This is a genomic window from Loigolactobacillus rennini DSM 20253, assembly GCF_001436505.1.
Lineage (GTDB): Bacteria > Bacillota > Bacilli > Lactobacillales > Lactobacillaceae > Loigolactobacillus > Loigolactobacillus rennini.
On the sequence record NZ_AYYI01000022.1, the window covers coordinates 48238 to 67748 of the forward strand.

Annotated in this window: 11 protein-coding genes and 1 pseudogene; 7 read left to right on the plus strand and 5 right to left on the minus strand. The window is 38.6% G+C overall.

Annotation, left to right across the window (positions count from 1 at the left end):
* The first annotated feature begins 201 nt into the window (after positions 1-201).
* The 6 genes from parE (at position 202) to FC24_RS03710 (ending at position 10361) form a co-directional block, all read left to right on the plus strand.
* Positions 202-2202: a DNA topoisomerase IV subunit B gene (gene parE / locus FC24_RS03685; RefSeq protein ID WP_057873523.1), complete on the plus strand. Its 2001-nt coding sequence runs from the start codon at positions 202-204 to the stop codon at positions 2200-2202.
* An 8-nt stretch (positions 2203-2210) separates the two neighbouring features.
* A complete protein-coding gene (gene parC, locus FC24_RS03690; RefSeq protein WP_057873524.1) occupies positions 2211-4682 on the plus strand; it encodes a DNA topoisomerase IV subunit A in 2472 nt (823 codons plus the stop codon).
* Positions 4683-4996: 314 nt separating this feature from the next.
* Positions 4997-7258 (plus strand): formate C-acetyltransferase, encoded by a 2262-nt coding sequence (gene pflB / locus FC24_RS03695; RefSeq protein ID WP_057873525.1) that lies wholly within the window; start codon positions 4997-4999, stop codon positions 7256-7258.
* Between the two features lie 113 nt (positions 7259-7371).
* Positions 7372-8187 (plus strand): pyruvate formate-lyase-activating protein, encoded by an 816-nt coding sequence (gene pflA / locus FC24_RS03700; RefSeq protein WP_057873526.1) that lies wholly within the window; start codon positions 7372-7374, stop codon positions 8185-8187.
* Between the two features lie 223 nt (positions 8188-8410).
* On the plus strand, positions 8411-9376 hold the full coding sequence (locus tag FC24_RS03705) for a LysR family transcriptional regulator (protein ID WP_057873527.1): 966 nt from the start codon (positions 8411-8413) through the stop codon (positions 9374-9376).
* Between the two features lie 46 nt (positions 9377-9422).
* Entirely contained in the window at positions 9423-10361 is a 939-nt protein-coding gene (locus FC24_RS03710; protein WP_057873528.1) for a manganese-dependent inorganic pyrophosphatase, read from the plus strand.
* 293 nt (positions 10362-10654) lie between these two features.
* On the opposite strand, the gene FC24_RS03715 is transcribed toward FC24_RS03710, so the two are convergent.
* Positions 10655-11521 (minus strand): DegV family protein, encoded by an 867-nt coding sequence (locus tag FC24_RS03715; RefSeq protein ID WP_057873529.1) that lies wholly within the window; start codon positions 11519-11521, stop codon positions 10655-10657.
* Positions 11522-11624: 103 nt separating this feature from the next.
* A complete protein-coding gene (locus FC24_RS03720) occupies positions 11625-12041 on the minus strand; it encodes a MarR family winged helix-turn-helix transcriptional regulator (protein WP_057873530.1) in 417 nt (138 codons plus the stop codon).
* A 187-nt stretch (positions 12042-12228) separates the two neighbouring features.
* Between FC24_RS03720 and FC24_RS03725 the strand changes: the two genes are divergently transcribed.
* Positions 12229-13944 carry an NFACT RNA binding domain-containing protein gene (locus FC24_RS03725; protein WP_057873531.1) on the plus strand — a complete coding sequence of 572 codons (1716 nt, stop codon included), beginning with the start codon at positions 12229-12231 and terminating at the stop codon, positions 13942-13944.
* A 54-nt stretch (positions 13945-13998) separates the two neighbouring features.
* Here FC24_RS03725 and FC24_RS03730 read toward each other — a convergent pair whose 3' ends face one another.
* From FC24_RS03730 to FC24_RS03740, 3 genes and pseudogenes are all read right to left on the minus strand, one after another.
* Positions 13999-17178 (minus strand): carbamoyl phosphate synthase large subunit, encoded by a 3180-nt coding sequence (locus tag FC24_RS03730; protein ID WP_057873532.1) that lies wholly within the window; start codon positions 17176-17178, stop codon positions 13999-14001.
* A 41-nt stretch (positions 17179-17219) separates the two neighbouring features.
* Complete coding sequence (locus FC24_RS03735; protein WP_057873533.1) at positions 17220-18314, minus strand: carbamoyl phosphate synthase small subunit; 1095 nt, start codon at positions 18312-18314, stop codon at positions 17220-17222.
* Between the two features lie 53 nt (positions 18315-18367).
* A pseudogene (locus FC24_RS03740) lies at positions 18368-19456 on the minus strand (uracil-xanthine permease family protein); the annotation flags it as partial.
* Positions 19457-19511 lie beyond the last annotated feature (55 nt).

Sequence of the window (19511 nt, forward strand, 5' to 3'; positions counted from 1 at the left end):
AACACTAGTTCCTGACTGGCCTTTTCAAATTGCCGCACATAGGGTAAAATAAGTTTTTGTGCCCTTAGGTACGTCACCATTAACTTGAGTTATCTTTGAAAATCAGCTAATTTAATCTATAACTAATCATTTAAAATCATCAGTTTGATGATAATTTTCGGTACAATTTAGTAAGCACTGTTGAAAGGGAGTTTTTGCTTAATGAAGGAAGCTTATAATGACGCTTCGATCCAGGTTTTACACGGATTAGAAGCAGTCCGTAAACGCCCAGGTATGTATATTGGTTCCACTGGCAGTCAAGGGCTGCACCATTTGGTTTATGAAATTGTCGATAATGCCGTGGACGAAGCACTAGCTGGCTACGGCAAGGAAATCGACATCACCATTCATCAAGATAATCGGGTGACGGTGCGTGATTTTGGTCGGGGAATGCCAACGGGAATGCATGCTTCCGGAATTCCTACCATTGAAGTCATTCTGACTGTCCTGCATGCTGGTGGTAAATTTGGACAGGGTGGTTATAAAACTTCTGGTGGCCTGCATGGTGTGGGCTCCAGCGTGGTCAACGCACTGTCTGAAGAAATGGTTGCAACGGTAGTCCGCGATGGCATTAAGTACCAAGAAACTTTTCGCAATGGTGGCCAACCAGTCGGCACTTTAAAAAAATTAGGAAAAACACGGGCTGCAACTGGGACTGAAATTACATTTAAGCCTGATCCGACTATTTTTACTACTACGAAATTTAACTTTAATACTTTAGCTGAACGTTTACGTGAATCAGCTTTTTTACTACGAGACGTCAAATTTGTTTTTACTGATAAACGTGGCGATGGTCGCCAAGAAATTTACCACTACAAGGAAGGCATTAAAGAATTTGTCGCGTATTTAAACGAAGATAAAGATGCGTTAAGTCCCATTATGTTCTTTTCTGGCGAAAAGGACGGCATTCAAGTTGAATTTGCAGGTCAGTACAATGATGGTTATTCGGAAAACATTTTGTCTTTTGTTAACAATGTTCGCACCAATGACGGCGGGACTCATGAAGTGGGAATGAAGACAGCATTAACCCGTTCATTTAATGATTATGCACGTAAAATGAACTTACTGAAAGAAAAAGATAAAAATCTTGAAGGCAGTGATGTTCGTGAAGGTTTAGCCGGCGTTTTATCCGTGCGTATTCCAGAACAGATTTTGCAATTTGAAGGCCAAACAAAGGGTAAATTAGGTACGCCACAAGCTCGGGCTGCCGTGGACAATATTTTAGGTGAACAATTAACTTATTATTTAATGGAAAATAATGATTTTGCGCAATCAATGGTTAAAAAAGCGCTTAAAGCGCGGGATACCCGGCAAGCCGCCCGTAAAGCGCGTGATGAAAGCCGTAATGGGAAACGCAAAAAGAAAACTGAACGATTACTCTCCGGTAAATTAACGCCTGCACAGTCGCGTAACAGTAAGCGCAATGAGCTTTATTTAGTCGAAGGGGACTCAGCCGGCGGTTCAGCTAAACAAGGTCGCGACCGTAAATTTCAAGCTATTTTGCCATTACGTGGTAAGGTAATTAACACACAAAAAGCTAAATTAGATGATATTTTAAAAAATGAAGAAATCAGTACCATTATTTATACTATTGGTGCTGGTGTAGGACCTGATTTTAAAGTAGCTGATAGTAATTATGATAAAATCATCATCATGACCGATGCGGATACGGATGGTGCCCACATTCAAATTCTTTTGTTAACTTTCTTTTACCGGTATATGAAACCGTTAATTGAAGCCGGGCGGGTTTACATCGCTTTACCGCCGTTATACCGACTACAAAAAGGTAAAGGCAAAAAAACACAAATTCGCTATGCTTGGACTGAAGATGAACTAGAAGCTGGCACCAAAGCAATGGGTAAGGGCTACAGTTTACAACGATTCAAAGGCCTAGGTGAGATGAATGCTGATCAATTGTGGGAAACCACTATGAATCCAGATTCCCGGACACTAATTCGCGTCCAGATCCATGATGCTGCCTTAGCAGAGCGCCGCGTGACTACTTTAATGGGTGACAAGGTGATGCCACGTCGTAAATGGATTGAAAGCCACGTTCAGTTTTCAATGGCTGAAGAAGGCAGTATTTTAGAAACTAAAACGGATAATCATACAGCAAACACCATCATTATTGATGGCGACCAAGCTGCTGATCAAACGAAGTGAGTGAGTAGATGAGTAAACAACAAAACATTCAAGAATTAACTTTAGAAGAGGTTATGAGTGATCGCTTTGGCCGTTATTCGAAGTACATCATTCAAGAACGGGCACTACCAGACATTCGCGATGGTTTGAAACCTGTTCAACGCCGAATTCTTTACGCCATGAATCGAGATGGCAACACTTTTGACAAAGGATTTCGTAAGTCCGCGAAATCAGTTGGGAATGTCATGGGTAATTTTCATCCCCACGGCGATTCCAGTATTTATGAAGCTATGGTGCGCCTCAGCCAAGAATGGAAGCTTCGCGAACCATTAATTGATATGCACGGTAATAATGGTTCAATGGATGGCGATCCGCCTGCGGCAATGCGTTATACAGAAGCACGGCTTAGTAAAATTGCTGGTGAGATGCTACAAGATATTGATAAAAAGACTGTGGATTTTGTTCTTAATTTCGATGATACAGAAGAAGAACCCACTGTATTACCAGCTAGATTCCCTAATTTACTGGTTAATGGTGCAACCGGTATTTCAGCGGGTTACGCAACGGAAATTCCGCCGCATAATTTAGGTGAAGTTATTCAAGCACTGGTTTATTTAATTGATCACCCCCAAGCTAGTTTAGAAAAGCTGATGACCTTTATTAAAGGACCAGATTTTCCTACCGGCGGCATTATTCAAGGCTTAGATGGTATTAAACAGGCCTACGAAACCGGTAGAGGCCGGATTGTGATCCGGTCACGCACTAAGATTGATACCATTCGCGGTGGTCGTAAAAAAATTGTGATCACTGAACTACCTTACGAAATCAATAAGGCCCAATTAGTTAAAAAGATGGACGAGATCCGGATTTTAAAAAAGGTTGATGGCATTGCTGAAGTGCGAGATGAATCAGACCGTAGAGGCTTGTCGATTGTTGTAGAATTAAAGAAACAAGCAGATGCACAAGGCATTTTAACTTACTTGTTAAAAAATACCGACTTACAGATCACTTATAACTTCAATATGGTGGCCATTAATCACCAGCGGCCAGATCAATTAGGTTTAAAACAATTGCTATTGGCCTATTTGGATTACCAAAAGGAAGTTATCACACGGCGGACCCAATTTGATTTAGACAAGGCACAAGCACGGCAGCACATTGTGTTAGGGTTAATTAAGGCATTATCAATTTTGGATAAAGTCATCAAAGTAATCCGGCAAAGTAAAAACAAGAAAAATGCAAAGGATAATTTAGTTCAGACTTTTGATTTTTCGCAGCCACAGGCTGAAGCTATTGTGTCTTTACAACTTTATCGCTTAACTAACACTGATATTACCGCATTAGAAAAAGAACAAGCAGATTTAGCCAAACAAATTCTCCAATTAAAGAAAATTCTGGCGGAACCTAAAGAATTAGCCCGGGTGCTAAAAGCACAATTGCGTCAAATTAACCGGGAATATGGTTCACCGCGCTTAAGTGAAATTCAAGCCAAAATTGAACCTCTAAAGGTTGAAACTAAAGTGATTGTGGCGGATGAAACTGTGATGGTAGCAGTTAGTCATGATGGTTATTTAAAGCGCAGCAGTTTACGCTCCTACCATTCATCTGCAACTAGCGATAATGGCCTTAAAAACGAGGATTTTTTGACTTTTCAACGTCCATTAAGTACCTTAGACCACTTACTGATGTTCACTAATAAAGGTCATGTAATTTATCGGCCTGTTTATGAATTAAGTGATGGGCGTTGGAAAGATACCGGTGAACACATTTCGCAATCGATTGGCCTTGCACCAGATGAATACATTATCCATACCTTTGCATTTAATGATCTAAAGCAAACTGGCCATTTTGTCTTAGGCACTAGTGATGGCTTCATTAAACAAACACCATTTACTGATTATTTGCCTGGTCGAACTTATAAATCACGAGCTGCTCAAGCTATTCGGCTGAAGCATCAAACTGCCCAAGTGACAAACGTTTATTATGTACCTGCAGCGCAACTAGAACAACTAGAAGTTTTTCTGGCTAGTTATACTGGTTATGGCTTACGCTATGCATTAGCAGAAGTGCCAGTTAACGGTGCCAAAGCTGCTGGTGCTAAAGCGATGGCACTTAAAAGCGAGGATCACGTCGCTGACTTTGTTTTAGTGGATACGAAACAAAATATTCCTGTCACGTTAATTACGCAGCGTGGTGCTCTAAAAAGAATGAAAGTACAAGAAGTCACAAAAACTAGCCGAGCACGGCGTGGCATGTTAATCCTACGGGAATTAAAACGGCAGCCGCATCGGATTCAATTAATGGCGCCACCATTGGCAACGTCACAAAAATTATTGTTGCAAACTAACACTAAACAAACTATTTTGATTGATCCTGCACAACATCCGATTAGCGATCGTTATTCTAATGGTTCCTTTGTATTAGATGTTGATAAGGTCGGCATCCCGATAATTGGGTATCCCACTGTTAATTTAGATGCAGCAGACGCAACACATGATTAATTTTACAATGTAACTCAATATAAACTAACGGCACACCATTTTTAATTATTGGTGTGCCATTTTTATTTAATTCATTTTCTGTTATATTCCAGTTTTGATCTGTTACATTATTTAATAATACAGTTACTAATTAGTTCAACTTTTTATAAAATTTATTTTAATTATTAATTCTATTATTTCGCATATCTAGCGATCTTATTGATTAAAAATAATATCAAAATTTAAGAAAGGGCTTGCACATGTGAAGCTTTATGTTATACTTATTAATGAAAACTGTTACATTAATGTTTGACATCAAGGGAGGCAACTTAATTATGAAACAGCTTCAAGCAGATAAGACAACTAACGGCTATTGGGCCGGATTTAACGGTGGCGATTGGCAAGAATCAATTGATGTCCGTGATTTTATCCAGCAAAATTTAATCCAATATGATGGCGACGAGAGTTTCCTAGCCGGGCCAACAGAAGCAACGACTACTTTAAACAATAAAGTGATGGCGCTTAAACAAAAAGAACGTGAAGCAGGCGGCGTGTTAGATGCTGATAATAATGTTCCGGCAACACTAACGTCGCATGGCCCTGGTTATATCGAAAAAGATCTCGAAAAAATCGTTGGTTTGCAGACAGACAAACCATTAAAACGGGCCTTCATGCCATATGGTGGCATTCGGATGGCCGAAGATGCGCTTAAAGCTTATGGTTTTGAAACCGATCCCAAGATGCATGAAATCTTCAATGAATGGCGTAAAACCCATAACCAAGGTGTTTTTGATGTGTATACACCGGATATGCGAAAAGCACGGCATTACAAAATTATCACTGGTTTACCAGATGCATATGGTCGGGGCCGGATTATTCCAGATTTACCACGAATTGCTTTATACGGAATTGATCGGTTAATTGAAGAAAAGGTTACCGATCATGGCAACGTCGGTGATGGCGAAATGACTGACAGTGTCATTAAATTACGGGAACAAATTGCGGAACAAGTTAAAGCTTTAAAGGGCATGAAAGAGATGGCTGCCAGCTATGGTTACGATATTTCAAGACCTGCTAAAACAGCACAAGAAGCCGTACAATGGGTCTATTTTGGGTACTTAGCTGCAGTTAAAACCCAAAATGGGGCAGCAATGTCAGTTGGTCGGATTGACGCATTCTTAGATATCTTCATTCAACGTGATTTAGATCGCGGCTTAATTACCGAAACGGACGCACAAGAATTGATTGATCAATTTGTCATGAAATTACGGATGGTTCGTTTTATCCGGACGACAGATTATAATGATCTATTCTCTGGTGATCCAATTTGGGCAACATTATCCATGGCCGGTGTTGGCATGGATGGTCGGCACCATGTTAATAAAACCAGTTTCCGTGTTTTGAAGACTTTAGAAAACATGGGTGCAGCGCCTGAACCTAACATTACTTTATTGTGGGACAAGCGCTTACCAGATGGCTTCAAACGTTATGCCACTAAAGTTTCCATTGATAGTTCTACCATTCAGTATGAAAATGATGCCTTAATGCGGAATCAATGGGGAACAGATTACTATGGTATTGCTTGCTGTGTTTCTGCACAGCCAATTGCTGATGGCGTTCAATTCTTCGGTGCGCGGGCTAATATGGCAAAAACTGTTTTATATGCCATTAATGGTGGCATTGATGAAATGGGTAATGCACAAGTCGGCCCAGCTGCTGAACCAATTAAATCAGAATACATTGACTATGATGATTTTATGAAGAAATTTGATCGGCAATTGGATTGGGTAGCAGACGTGTACGTCAATGCTTTAAATGCTATCCATTACATGCATGATAAATATGATTATGAAGCAGAACAACTTTGCTTGAAGAATTCACGTTTAGATTACACATTTGCAACTGGCATTTCTGGCTTATCGCACGCCACAGACTCTATTTCAGCAATTAAATACGGTCACGTTAAAGTTATTCGGGATGAAAATGGTATTGCAGTTGATTTTAAAGCTGATCATGACTATCCACGTTACGGTAATAACGACGACCGCGCTGACAGTATTGCTAAAATGTTAGTTAAGAAGCTTTATGATAAGATGAACACGCACCATTTATACCACAATGCGAAATTGTCCACGTCTGTTTTAACCATTACTTCTAATGTTGTATACGGTAAAAACACAGGGACAACGCCTAATGGGCGGCAAGCAGGCGAACCGTTCTCACCAGGTGCAAACCCAGCATACGGTGCAGAACAAAACGGTGCGTTAGCGTCCTTACTATCAACTGCTAAAATTCCTTATAAGTATGCAACTGATGGTATTTCCAATACCTTTGGTGTGACACCGCGGACTCTGGGTAATGATACCAATAGTCAGCAAGATACTTTAGTTAATATGGTTGACGGTTATATGGAAAATAAAGGGATGCACCTAAACATTAACGTCTTTAATCGAGATACTTTGAAAGATGCTCAAGCACACCCTGAAAAATATCCAACCTTAACCGTACGGGTTTCCGGTTACTGTGTTTACTTTGCTGACTTAACCAAAGAGCAGCAAGACGATGTTATTTCACGGACTTACTTTGAAGCAATGTAACCCGCGTTAATTAGAAGTGGATGAAGTCAATTTGATTCATCCACTTTCTAGTCAAGTGCTTAAGTCATTTAAGTGCTTGACTAGAAAGTGAATGATAACCATGGGGTGATAAGATGAAGATCTACCAGCAATCAGCCAGCACAACTGCTGTTGCAAATAAAGTACCAATTGGCTATGTTCATTCCACTGAAACATTTGGTTCAGTGGATGGTCCCGGAATTCGTTACGTTGTTTTCTTACAGGGGTGTCGGATGCGTTGTCAGTTTTGTCATAATCCTGATACTTGGAATCAAGGTGTTGGTGAAGAGTGGACAGCTGATGAAGTACTCGCAGATGCTCAACGTTACCAAGCGTTCTGGGGAAAACAAGGGGGAATCACTGTCAGTGGGGGTGAAGCCTTATTACAGATCGATTTTCTAATTGATTTATTCAAAAAAGCTAAGGCAAAAGGTATTTTGACTTGCTTAGATACTTGTGGTCAACCTTTTACACGAAAACAGCCTTGGTTTAGTAAATTCGAAACGCTTATGCAATATACTGACATTTCCTTAGTTGATGTTAAACAAATTAATCCGCGCGAACACAAACGTTTAACAGGTTGGAGCAATGAGAATATCTTTGATATGCTAGCGTATATGCACGAACACGGTCATCATGTTTGGATCCGGCATGTCTTAATTCCGCAACGAACTGATTATGATAGCCAGTTAATTCAAATTGGTAACTACATTAAAACAATTAAATCGATTGTTGATAAAGTCGAAATCTTACCATACCACAACATGGGGGTGCCTAAATACCAAGAGCTAAAGCTTAACTATCCATTGGCTGGTATTGAGCCACCAACTCAAGCAAGAGTAAAAAATGCCGAAAAATTAGTCCACGTAGCTGACTATACAAATTATAAAAAATTTCCTAATTATGCCTAAATAGTTTTAACGTCTGGCGCCTTTGATCTATTGTGTTTGATAAATCAAAGGGGCTATTATTTTTATAAAAACTTAAACGAATTGGCTAAACTTGTTCACAATTTATTGTATAATAATAGATAATGCATTTATCAAGATAATAATGAATTTTAAAATGAAATAATTGTTATTACTTGAAGAAATGGGTTATTATATGTATAAGTGTTTAAAGGAGGAATCCAATTTGAAAAGCAAACAAGACAAGGTTTTTTCATCAAAAACTTTAGCTTATTTTTTACAGTTAACTGAAACGATGAATTATACCCAAGCGGCACAATTACTTGGCATTACACAACCTGCTTTAACCCAACAAATCAAAAAATTAGAACGCAGTGTTGGCGCACCATTGTTTTATTCTGTCGGTAAGAAATTACACTTGTCAGAAGCAGGGCGGACGATGCTGCAAACAACCCATGAAATTTATGAATTACTCAATCAAACAACAGATAAAATTCAACAAACCACAAGCGCAACTAAAGGTGAAATCTCAATCGGTTTATTAGCCTCGATTGAAGATCGTGTTTTAGAAGATTTTGCCATTCGTTACTACAAGGAAAATCCAGACATAGAACTAAGCTTCCATATGTTGACACGTAAAGAGATTTGGGAACGGTTAGAAACTAATAAAATTGACTTAGCTGTCATGTATTTACCGGATGAAAGCATTAAAAATTGGAAGCCTTATAAATCTAAAAAAATCCTCAATGAAGAATTATTATTTTTACACCACAAATCTAGTCTTTCTAAGCGGAAAAAAGTAAGGTACCAACGGACATTGGATAATGATTGGGTCACTTATCCAGAACGTTACTATTTAAATTCATTAATTAATGAATCCTATAAAAACCAAATGGTGGATACACCTAATATTGCTGCTCATTTCACCACACCCACACAAATTTTGCGTTTTGCGCGTTCAACTAAAACTTATACAGCATTACCAAATTCATTTGTACAAGCTCATAGTCGCAATTTAGGCTCTTACGTTGCTTCCTTTGAACCTGCTATTCATTTTGATTTAGCATTTGTCTTTCGGCGCGATAAAGACCAAATCCCAAGAATTAGCAATTTCTTAAACGCGTTTGATGATTACATTGCAGCTAAAGATTATCTTTCCCGTTTAAAAGAATCTACTGAACAAGATAATTAATTAGTTTATAATAAGTTTGAAAGTTTAATAAGGAGTGTTATTTTTTATGCTTAAACAGTTAGTTTTTGGCCACAAGAATCCTGATACCGATGCCATTGTGGCAGCAATTGCATTCAGTCACTTAGAAAATCAGTTAGGTGAAAATACTGAACCGGTTGCGTTAGGGAAACCAAATGATGAAACTAAGTTTGTGTTGGCTCACTTTAAGCAACAAGCACCACGTGTAGTTACATCAGTGGCTGATGAAGTCAAAGCCGTGATGTTAGTGGATCACAATGAGGCGCAGCAAAGTGTTGCAGACCGTGATAAAGTGCAAGTTACCAAGGTCGTGGATCACCACCGGATTGCAAACTTCGACACTTCAAAGCCGCTTTATTATCGGGCAGAACCAGTTGGCTGTACCAGCACAATCATCACTAAACTTTATCATGAAAACCAGGTAGAAATTCCAGAAAAAATTGCTGGTTTAATGTTATCAGCAATCATTTCAGATACTTTATTATTAAAATCACCAACAACCACGGATGATGATAAAAAAGTAGTTCAGGAATTAGCCGAAATTGCTCACATTGATGCCAATCAATACGGTGTTGAAGAATTACGTGCTGGGACCAATGTTGATGACAAATCAGCAGCTGATTTAATTGCATCTGACGCAAAATCATTTACTATGAATGGCAAAAGCGTTCGGGTTGCACAAATTAACACTGTCGATGTTAATGATGTCTTTAAACGGCAAGCTGAATTTGAAAGTGCAATTAAAGATTCTTTAACGACCAACAACTACGATTTATTCTTCTTAATGGTAACTAACATTTTAGATAGTAATACGGAAGCATTGGTTCTAGGAACACCGACAGAACCCGTTGAAACTGCGTTTAAGCAAAAGCTGTCTGCACAACAACGGTTAGCATTACCAGGTGTCGTATCACGAAAGAAACAAGTTGTGCCGCCACTAACAGCAGCATTTGATGAAACAAAATAGTTAGTTTATCAGTGTTATCTGTGATAAAAACGTCAGTAATTTAATTACTGACGTTTTTTTATTGAGCAATAATTAAGTTAATCACACAAAAAATACCTAAAAATTGACGTTTTCCTGCTAAAAAAAGATGTTAGACACTACTTTGTATAATATATATTATGTAAACTAGGATGAAAATTGATTTGATGCAACTGCTTAATTAGGATTTTGAATTAACCGCCCTCTCACTTTAACTATATTGTTGAATAAAAAAGACACGTTTTAAAACGTGTCTTTAAACTTAAAATTCTTTTTTAATTATTTTTTTCGTCTTTTAGCCAGCCAATTGCAATGGCTTTTTCACCTAAATGCGTTCCGATTACTGGACCAAAATAGCTAATATCAAAACGAACTTGCGGAAATTTTTCTTGTAGTTCTTCTTGCCACTTAACGGCGGCTTGCTGATCATTAGCATGAATCACAAACGCATGGATCGGATAATCAACTTGTTTAATAGCTTGTGCAAAAAGCTCTTCAACACGTGCATAGGCTTTTTTTATTGACCGAATTTTCTCAAATGCAACAATTTTATGTGATTGATCATCAAAAGTTAAAATGGGTTTAATCCGCAACATGCTGCCCAGAAATGCTGATGCATTAGATAAGCGGCCGCCACGGACCAAATTCTGCAGATCATTCACGATGAAGTATTCATTAGTAGTTGCACGTAAGGCATCTAACCGTGCTAAAATCTGATCTGCTGTTTTACCTGAATTTGCCATTTTAGCGGCAGTTAAAACTAATTCTCCCATTAACATAACCGTAATTTGGGAATCATAAGGAATAACGTGCGTATTTTTAACTAATTTTGCGGCATTCTTAAGGTTATCAACCAATCCAGAGATGGTGCTAGCCAAATGAATGCTGATAACAGTATCGTAACCTTGATCACCAAGATGTTCATATACAGCAACCATTTGTCCAAGCGATGGCTGTGCCGTGCTTGGGAAAGCCTTAGAATGGCGTAATTTAGCGTAAAAATCAGCAGTTGAAATATCTACGCCTTCGTTATAGGTTTGACCATCTAAAATAACCGGGATTGGAACCACTGTGATATTATTTTCATCAATCAATTGCTGGGGTAAGTATGCTGTACTATCGGTCACAACAGCAATCTTCATAATTGGACACCTACTTTAATTTTCATCTCTAAATAATAACTATACCATAATATCAAGTATCTCACATCTGAAATAGCGAAAATAATCCTTACCCACTGCTTCTTTACCCACCCTTTTTTGTCAATAAACGTTCTGAGCTGGTGATTAATCGGTTTAATAAAACTTTCAATAATTGTTTCTCTTCAGCTGACCAGTTAGCAAAGATTGCCTGTTCATAATCTTGCATTGCAGATTTAAAATCATTTAGTTTCGATCGTCCTAATTTTGTGATTACAAAACGTCGCTTACGACGATCATTTTGTACAGCTTGTTTAATCACCAAGTCACGTTGAGCCATTGCTTTTAACTGTCTGCTTAAAGTTGACATATCTAAATTTGTTTGCCGACATAATTCCAATAATGTTTGGTCGGAACTATTTAGGTACATTAATAACTTAATATCTGCTTGTCGTAACGTTAATTTTTGATAAAGCTGTTGTTCAAAATTATATTGCACCTGCTGAAATTGTTTTAAGGCCATAAAACTGCTTTGAATGACAATTCACCTGCCTCCACACTTAATTGTATCATGCAATAATCTACTTGTATTATACAATTAAAAGCTTGTACAATGCAAACAAATGTTTAATGCTAACCATTTTGTCAGCTTTCAAGAAAACTAGTATACTATGACTTAACCGAGTATTTTATGAAAGTGAGGTGTAAAAATGTCATTTGATGGTGTTTTTACGCACGCAATGACTAATGAGCTGGCACCACTCCTAACTGGTGGCCGACTTAGCCGTATTAGCCAACCATATCCAAACGAATTAATTCTAACGCTAAGATCTAAACGACATAACTATCCTTTATTATTATCAGCGCACCCAAGTTATGCGCGTTTACAGGTGACAGAAATTCCATTTGTTAATCCAGAAAAACCCACTAACTTCACCATGACTTTACGTAAATATTTAGATGGTGCTATTTTAAAAACAGTGCAACAAATGCAAAATGACCGGGTTGTTCATTTAACTTTTACTGCTCGTAATGAAATTGGTGACTTAGAAGATTTAGTACTAGTTATCGAAATGATGGGACGACATAGTAATATTATTTTAGTGAATCAAGCCAATCATAAAATAATTGATACTATTCGCCATGTGGGGCACGATCAAAACCGTTACCGCCTTTTACTACCTGGTGCTGAGTATATCGCACCGCCTAAGCAATCATTGGCAAATCCTTTTCAAGAAAATAAACCCTTTTATCTATCGCTACCTAAAACTGCAGATATTTTTGCTCAAGCTAAACAACTGCAAAAGACCTATCAAGGCTTTGGATTCGATACTGCAGTTGAACTTGCAACGCGCTTAAACCAAGCGACAGACAAACAAAGCACTTGGCAGAATTTTTTTGCCACAATAGCTCAAAAACCGGAACCAACTATTACAGAAGACACTAACAAGAAAAAAAGACAGTTTTCTCCTTGCAAATTTGTCAGTGAATCTGGCAAACAGACAACTTACCCGTCACTCAGTTTGATGTTAGATGATTTTTACCGCAATAAGGCGCAATTAGATCGAGTTCGGCAGCAAGGTAGTGAACTCATTCGCTTGGTTCATAATGAAATAAAGAAAAATAAGAAGAAATATCGTAAATTAGAAAAGACATTAGCTAATTCTGAAAAGGCGGATACCTATCGAATTAAGGGCGAGCTACTAACAACCTATTTAAATCACGTTAAACGTGGAATGACCACAATAACCTTGCCTAATTTTTATGCTGCTGAAAAGCCCACTAAAATTAGCTTGTCTAATCAACTATCACCATCACAAAACGCGCAGAAATATTTTACTAAATACCAAAAGCTCAAGCATGCGGTCCATTTTGTTAAACAACAACTCGGTGAAACTCAGGCTGAAATCGATTATTTTCAGGGAATTTTAACGCAAATTGAAATTGCTGCGCCTGAAGATTTACAAGATATTCAGACTGAGCTACGCCAACAAGGCTATTTGAAATCAAAACAGAAGCAAAAAAAGCGGCGGCATAAACTCAGCCAGCCGGAAGCTTTTTATGCTAGTGATGGCACCAAAATTTTAGTTGGCAAAAATAATCTGCAAAATGATCGTTTAACACTAAAGAAGGCACGAAAAACAGATATTTGGTTGCATACAAAAAATATTCCTGGTTCTCATGTTGTTATTATGGCTGCTGATCCTAGTGAAACAACCAAATTAGAAGCTGCTAATCTCGCGGCCTATTATTCTAAAGCACGGTTATCTGCATCTGTGCCAGTTGATGTGGTTGCTATTAAAAAGGTGCACAAACCTAAAGGTGCAAAACCTGGTTTTGTCATTTATACTGGACAAAAAACATTGTCTGTTACTCCTGACGAAAAATTGGTTCAAAAGTTACGGCAACCACCTATGAAAAAATAGTCAAATTTAATTAAAAATAGCGAGTCATCTACTCATTTAGATGACTCGCTATTTTTAAGTTAATGGCGTTGTTGTAAATGTTCGCGATTCTAAAACCCGCAAAATGGCATTGGTAGTATCTAATGATGTGAATAAAGGAATCCCATATTTAATCGCGGTCTGACGAATTTGAAAGACACTGATGGCCGTTTGTGTTGTTGTTGCTTCAGTATTTACCACTGCTTGAATTTTTCCGGCCGCCAAAGCAGTTAAAATATTTTGCGCGCCTCCTGCTTTTACTGGGGCCATCGGTGCTACCTTCACCCCTACTTGCTTAAAATACGACGCTGTATCAGCAGTGGCTGCAATGCGAAATCCAATTTCATAAAAACGTTTTGCCAAATCCACTGCAACAATTTTATCTGCTGGATTAACGGTAAATAAAATAGTCCCAAAATTAGGTAAGTGTAATTTACAAGCAACAAAGGCTTTATACAACGCTTTTTCTAAGGTTAAATCACTACCAATCACTTCGCCAGTTGATTTCATCTGTGGCCCTAAAAAACTATCTACATTTTTTAACTGGGCAAATGAAAACATCGGTGCCTTGATAAAAACAGTTGATTTTGGTGTCAAGAGGGCTTGCTGATAGCCTAGTTCATTCAAATTAGTGCCCAATAAAACTTGAACTGCTAAATTAGTAATTGGACAACCTGTTGCTTGACTCAAAAAAGGAACTGTCCGATTTGCATAAGGTTTAAGGGCGATCACATAAAGTTGATTTTGGCTAAGAATGAACTGAATATTCATAATGCCACGATAATTCAATTTACGAATAATATTTTGACTAATGGTTAACATTTGTGTTTGATATTTTTTGGATAATGATTGTGGCGGATATACAGCAAGCGAATCCCCTGTATGAATGCTGGTTCGCTCAATGTATTCCAAAATTCCTGGGATTAACACCTGTTGTCCATCAGCAATCACATCTAAGGTATATTTTTGTCCCTTTAAGTAATGCGTTAATAACGCGCCAGATTTTAAATTAGCTGCATGTTTCGCCCAATAAGCAGCTAATTCCGCTGGTTGGTCAAATTGCCGTACAAGTTGTTGATAGTGGGTATGATTAACATGTAATAAAACCGGATAAGTCATTTCTGCTGCTAATTTTAAAGCTGTTGCTTGATTATCAACCATACTACTTTTCGGTTGCGGCATCATAAGCTGTAATGTTTCTTGACGCAAATAACGGCCTTGATCATAAAGCGGCGCATTTTTTTCTGTTCGACCTAAAATCTTAATGCCAGCTGCGAGTAAAGTCTGCGTTAATTTTAAGCCAGTACGCCCGCTAAATTGAACTAAAGCACCAACTGGCTGTTCTAATGCAACAATGTTTAAAACTTCCTCTGTAGTCAGTGGTTCGAAATAAAGTTTATCTGCCAGCATAAAATCAGTAGAAACGGCAGCTGGATTATCATTAACAACAATTGCTTGATAACCAGCTTGCTGCACCGCTTTAATGGCTTGAACAGTTAAATAATCAAATTCTGCTCCTTGACCAATTCTAGCCGGTCCAGCACCCAAGATTAAAATTGCTGGTTTAGCTGTTGCTTGACTCTCATTTTCAGTTTCATAGGTGCTGTAGTAATAAGGGTGCTTAGCTGGCCACTCACCTGCACAACTATCAACCATCTTATAAACTGGCCAAATATCTGCTTCCCGTCGCATTTTTCTTAATTGATCCACCGACATTTGCCATAAGTGGCTAATGTTAACGTCCGTAAAACCATAACGTTTGGCCAACCGCAGACTCGCTAAATCTCCCTTCTTGGCTTTTAAAGTTCTTTCAAGATTAACGATATGCCGTAACTTTGCTAGGAAGAAGAGATCAATTTTTGTTAATTCGTTTAGCTCAGCTAACTCATAATGACGCCGCAATGCTTCTAAAAGATAAAATAAGCGATTGTTTTGGGGATGCACTAATTTATCAGTGAGTTCAGCGTCTGAAACTTGTTTAATTTTTGCAATTTCTTGTGGTAATGACGCTAATGCTAAGGAACGGATTGCTTTTAACAAGGAAGCTTCAAAATTGCGGCCAATTCCCATTACCTCACCACTAGACTGCATCTGTGTGCCTAAACGGTAACTTTTTGTGGTCAAATGTTGATCTGCCCAGCGCGGAAATTTAGTAACCACATAATCTAAACTTGGTTCATACGCGGCAGTAACATTAGCTAAGATTGGACTGCTGATTTGATCAAAAGACCGGCCAATAGCTAATTTAGCCGCAATTTGAGCAATTGGGTACCCTGTTGCCTTAGCAGCTAAAATTGATGAACGTGATAGCCGTGGTTTAACAGCTAAAACATAGTAGCCAGCACGTTCAGGTGCTAAAGCAAATTGAACATTACAATTACCCTTAATTTTTAAACTCCGTACAATTTTTAGCGCAGCATCTCGTAATTGTTGTGTTTGTTTATCCGATAACGTTAACGCTGGTATTGTAACAATCGAATCTCCGGTATGAATGCCGACAGGATCAACATTTTCCATGTTACAGACCACTAATGCATTGTCAGCATGATCACGCAACACTTCATACTCAATTTCTTTATAACCCGTCACACTTTTTTCAATTAATACTTGGTGGATTGGTGATAATTTTAGCGCATTTTTAACCGTTTCCGTTAATTCGGCCACATTACTGCAAATACTACCACCAATTCCTTCATTAGCATGGTTAGGCCGTACGATTACGGGAAACTTAATTTTACGTGTAAAAGCAATTCCTGCCGTCACAGTATCCACGCTGACTGATTCTAAAATAGGTTGTTTTAGCTGGTGCATTAATGCTTTAAATAATGCCGGTGTTTCAACTTGGTTGATAACATTTAAATTAGTACCTAATAATTTAATGTGCAATTCTTTTAAAATACCGGCTTCAGCTAAAGCCAACACCAAATTAAAACCTAATTTACCAGCTAAAGTCGGTAAAATTGCTGCCGGTGTTTCTTTGCGTAAAATTCGTGTCATAAAATCAACGGTTAAGGGTTCAACATAAACTTTAGCAACCTCATTTTTAGCCGCCATAATACTATCTGGGTTAGAATTAACTAAAATCACCTGGTAGCCTGCTTGTGTTAAAGCTGTGCAGATCTGCACGCTTGCACTATCAAATTCTTCACCTTGGCCGATCGTCGTGGGCCCTGGCCCAATGATTAAAATTTTAGTCCCATTATTTTTTTCAGGCAATGATTTAATGCTCCCATTCATTAAAAATTAATTGACTAACATTAACTTCGTAATGTTGAATTGCGGTGCCGTTTTGCAAATGCATCGATCATTTCAATGAATTCATCAAATAAATGGGCCGCGTCGTGAGGACCGGGAGATGCATTTGGTAAAAATTGAACGGAAAAAGCCGGGTAATTGCGGTGGCGTAAACCTTCAATGGTCTGATCGTTCACGTCAATATGCGTCACCAATAAATGCGCTTGTCGAATTGATTGCGGCACCACAGCATAGCCATGATTCTGCGTTGTAAAATCAATTTTTCCAGTGGCAATTTCTCTTACTGGATGATTTGCCCCCCGATGACCATATGTCATTTTGTACACTTCCGCGCCATTGGCCAACGCTAATAGCTGATGTCCGAGGCAAACACCAAACAATGGAATTTTACCTTGAATCCCCTGGATGATTGCCAATGCCTCAGGAACATCGCGTGGGTCACCAGGACCATCACTGAAGATGACACCATCAGGCGCTAAGTCTAAGACTGTCTGCGCCTTGGTGTTGTAAGGCAAAACAATTAGGTTACATTGGCGCTTGGTTAATTCCCGTAGCAAACTGTATTTTAGTCCTAAATCGATCACAATAACATTGCGTCCTTCACCTGGACTAGGATATGGCTTAGTTGTTGAAACTTGTTGCACTTGATTTTTGGGCATGACTAGCGCGTGTAGCTGGTCAAAAGCATGCTCATCAGGCGTATCCACAATGCTAGCTTTCATTGTCCCTGCTTGCCGCAACCGCCGAACTAAGGCCCGGGTATCAATCCCACTAATTCCAGGAATTTGACGCCGCTTTAAAAATTCATCAAGGGACATTTGTCCACTAATATCCACTTGTTCTTGATTTAATTCATTGACGATCACACCCTTGCAAGTTGGTGCAATTGATTCATAATCACTACGATTGATGCCATGATTGCCAATCAAAGGTGCTGTAAAAGCAATAATCTGTCCATTATAGGATTGATCGGTGATAGTTTCTTGATAACCGGTCATACCGGTATTAAAAACAATTTCGCCCGTTGTGGTTAACGGCATACCAAATCCTTGACCGGTGAAAACCGTGCCATCGGCTAGTATTAAATAACGTTTCATTTTATCCACTGCCTTACTAAATTCGCCTGCTACCTACTTGCTCAGACCCAATATCATTCTAACTCATTTAAGGCTTGTTTAGGTAAAACAAGGTTCAAAAAAATCCCTAACAATGTCGCTAGTGCTACGCCAGTTAACTGAAAATCGCCTAGTTGCAAGTAAGCTCCACCAATACCGACAACTAAAATAGTTGCTGCTATCATTAAATTACGTTTTTTATCGAAATCAATTTTATTTTCAATTAAAATTCGTAAACCATTTGCCGCAATGACCCCAAACAGGAGGAAACTAATGCCACCAATAACTGGGCTGGGGATACTCATGATTAATGCACTTAATTTACCGACAAAACCAAAGATTACTGCTAACACACCAGCACCGATAATCACAAAGACACTGTGAACTTTCGTGATGGCTAACACACCGATATTTTCACCGTAACTGGTAACAGGTGGGCCACCGATAAAACCAGCAATGATGGAGGCCAAGCCATCACCAGATAAAGTGCGATGCAAACCTGGATCTTTAAAAAAGTCCCGTTGCGTTAATTCGTCTAACACCATAATGTGCCCCATATGTTCTGTCATAGTCACAAAAGCAATGGGTGCCATGCCTAATATTGCACTCCAATACAATTTAGGGTGATAACTGATAAATGGTAATTCAAAGTCTGGCACCGCTAACCAAGCTGCTTGTGTAACTGGTGTAAAATCAATTAAACCAAACAAAGTAGCAACTAAATAGCCCCCTACAATACCTAGTAAAATCGGAATTAAACTGAGAAATCCTTTTAACAGCATATTAAAAGCAATGGTTAATCCCAATGTTATTAAAGCAACTAAGAAAAATTTTAAATCATAGTGATTTTGATTCATCATCGCATCTTTAGCAGCTGTACCTGCTAAAGATAAGCCGATTACCATTACTACTGGTCCCACTACAACTGGCGGCAAAATTTTATCAATCCAACCTGAGTCAATCCGACTGATCAATAAGGCAACGAGCAAATAAATAATTCCCACTGCAACGCTGCCTTGTGCAATTGCCGGATAGCCTTGTGTTTTCATTAATGCTTGCATAGCGACAACAAAAGCAAAACTCGAGCCTAAATAAGCAGGTATTTTCCCCTGCGTCACTAAAATAGGCTCTACAATATCTGTTGTTGGTAATAGATTTATCTATTATTGATGGCAGATT

What these genes read in the sequence shown, in the direction of transcription:
- parE (WP_057873523.1), top strand. Translation starts at nt 202, where the DNA reads ATGAAGGAAGCTTATAATGACGCTTCGATCCAGGTTTTACACGGATTA.
- parC (WP_057873524.1), top strand. Translation starts at nt 2,211, where the DNA reads ATGAGTAAACAACAAAACATTCAAGAATTAACTTTAGAAGAGGTTATG.
- pflB (WP_057873525.1), top strand. Translation starts at nt 4,997, where the DNA reads ATGAAACAGCTTCAAGCAGATAAGACAACTAACGGCTATTGGGCCGGA.
- pflA (WP_057873526.1), top strand. Translation starts at nt 7,372, where the DNA reads ATGAAGATCTACCAGCAATCAGCCAGCACAACTGCTGTTGCAAATAAA.
- FC24_RS03710 (WP_057873528.1), top strand. Translation starts at nt 9,423, where the DNA reads ATGCTTAAACAGTTAGTTTTTGGCCACAAGAATCCTGATACCGATGCC.
- FC24_RS03715 (WP_057873529.1), bottom strand. Translation starts at nt 11,521, where the DNA reads ATGAAGATTGCTGTTGTGACCGATAGTACAGCATACTTACCCCAGCAA.
- FC24_RS03720 (WP_057873530.1), bottom strand. Translation starts at nt 12,041, where the DNA reads ATGGCCTTAAAACAATTTCAGCAGGTGCAATATAATTTTGAACAACAG.
- FC24_RS03725 (WP_057873531.1), top strand. Translation starts at nt 12,229, where the DNA reads ATGTCATTTGATGGTGTTTTTACGCACGCAATGACTAATGAGCTGGCA.
- FC24_RS03735 (WP_057873533.1), bottom strand. Translation starts at nt 18,314, where the DNA reads ATGAAACGTTATTTAATACTAGCCGATGGCACGGTTTTCACCGGTCAA.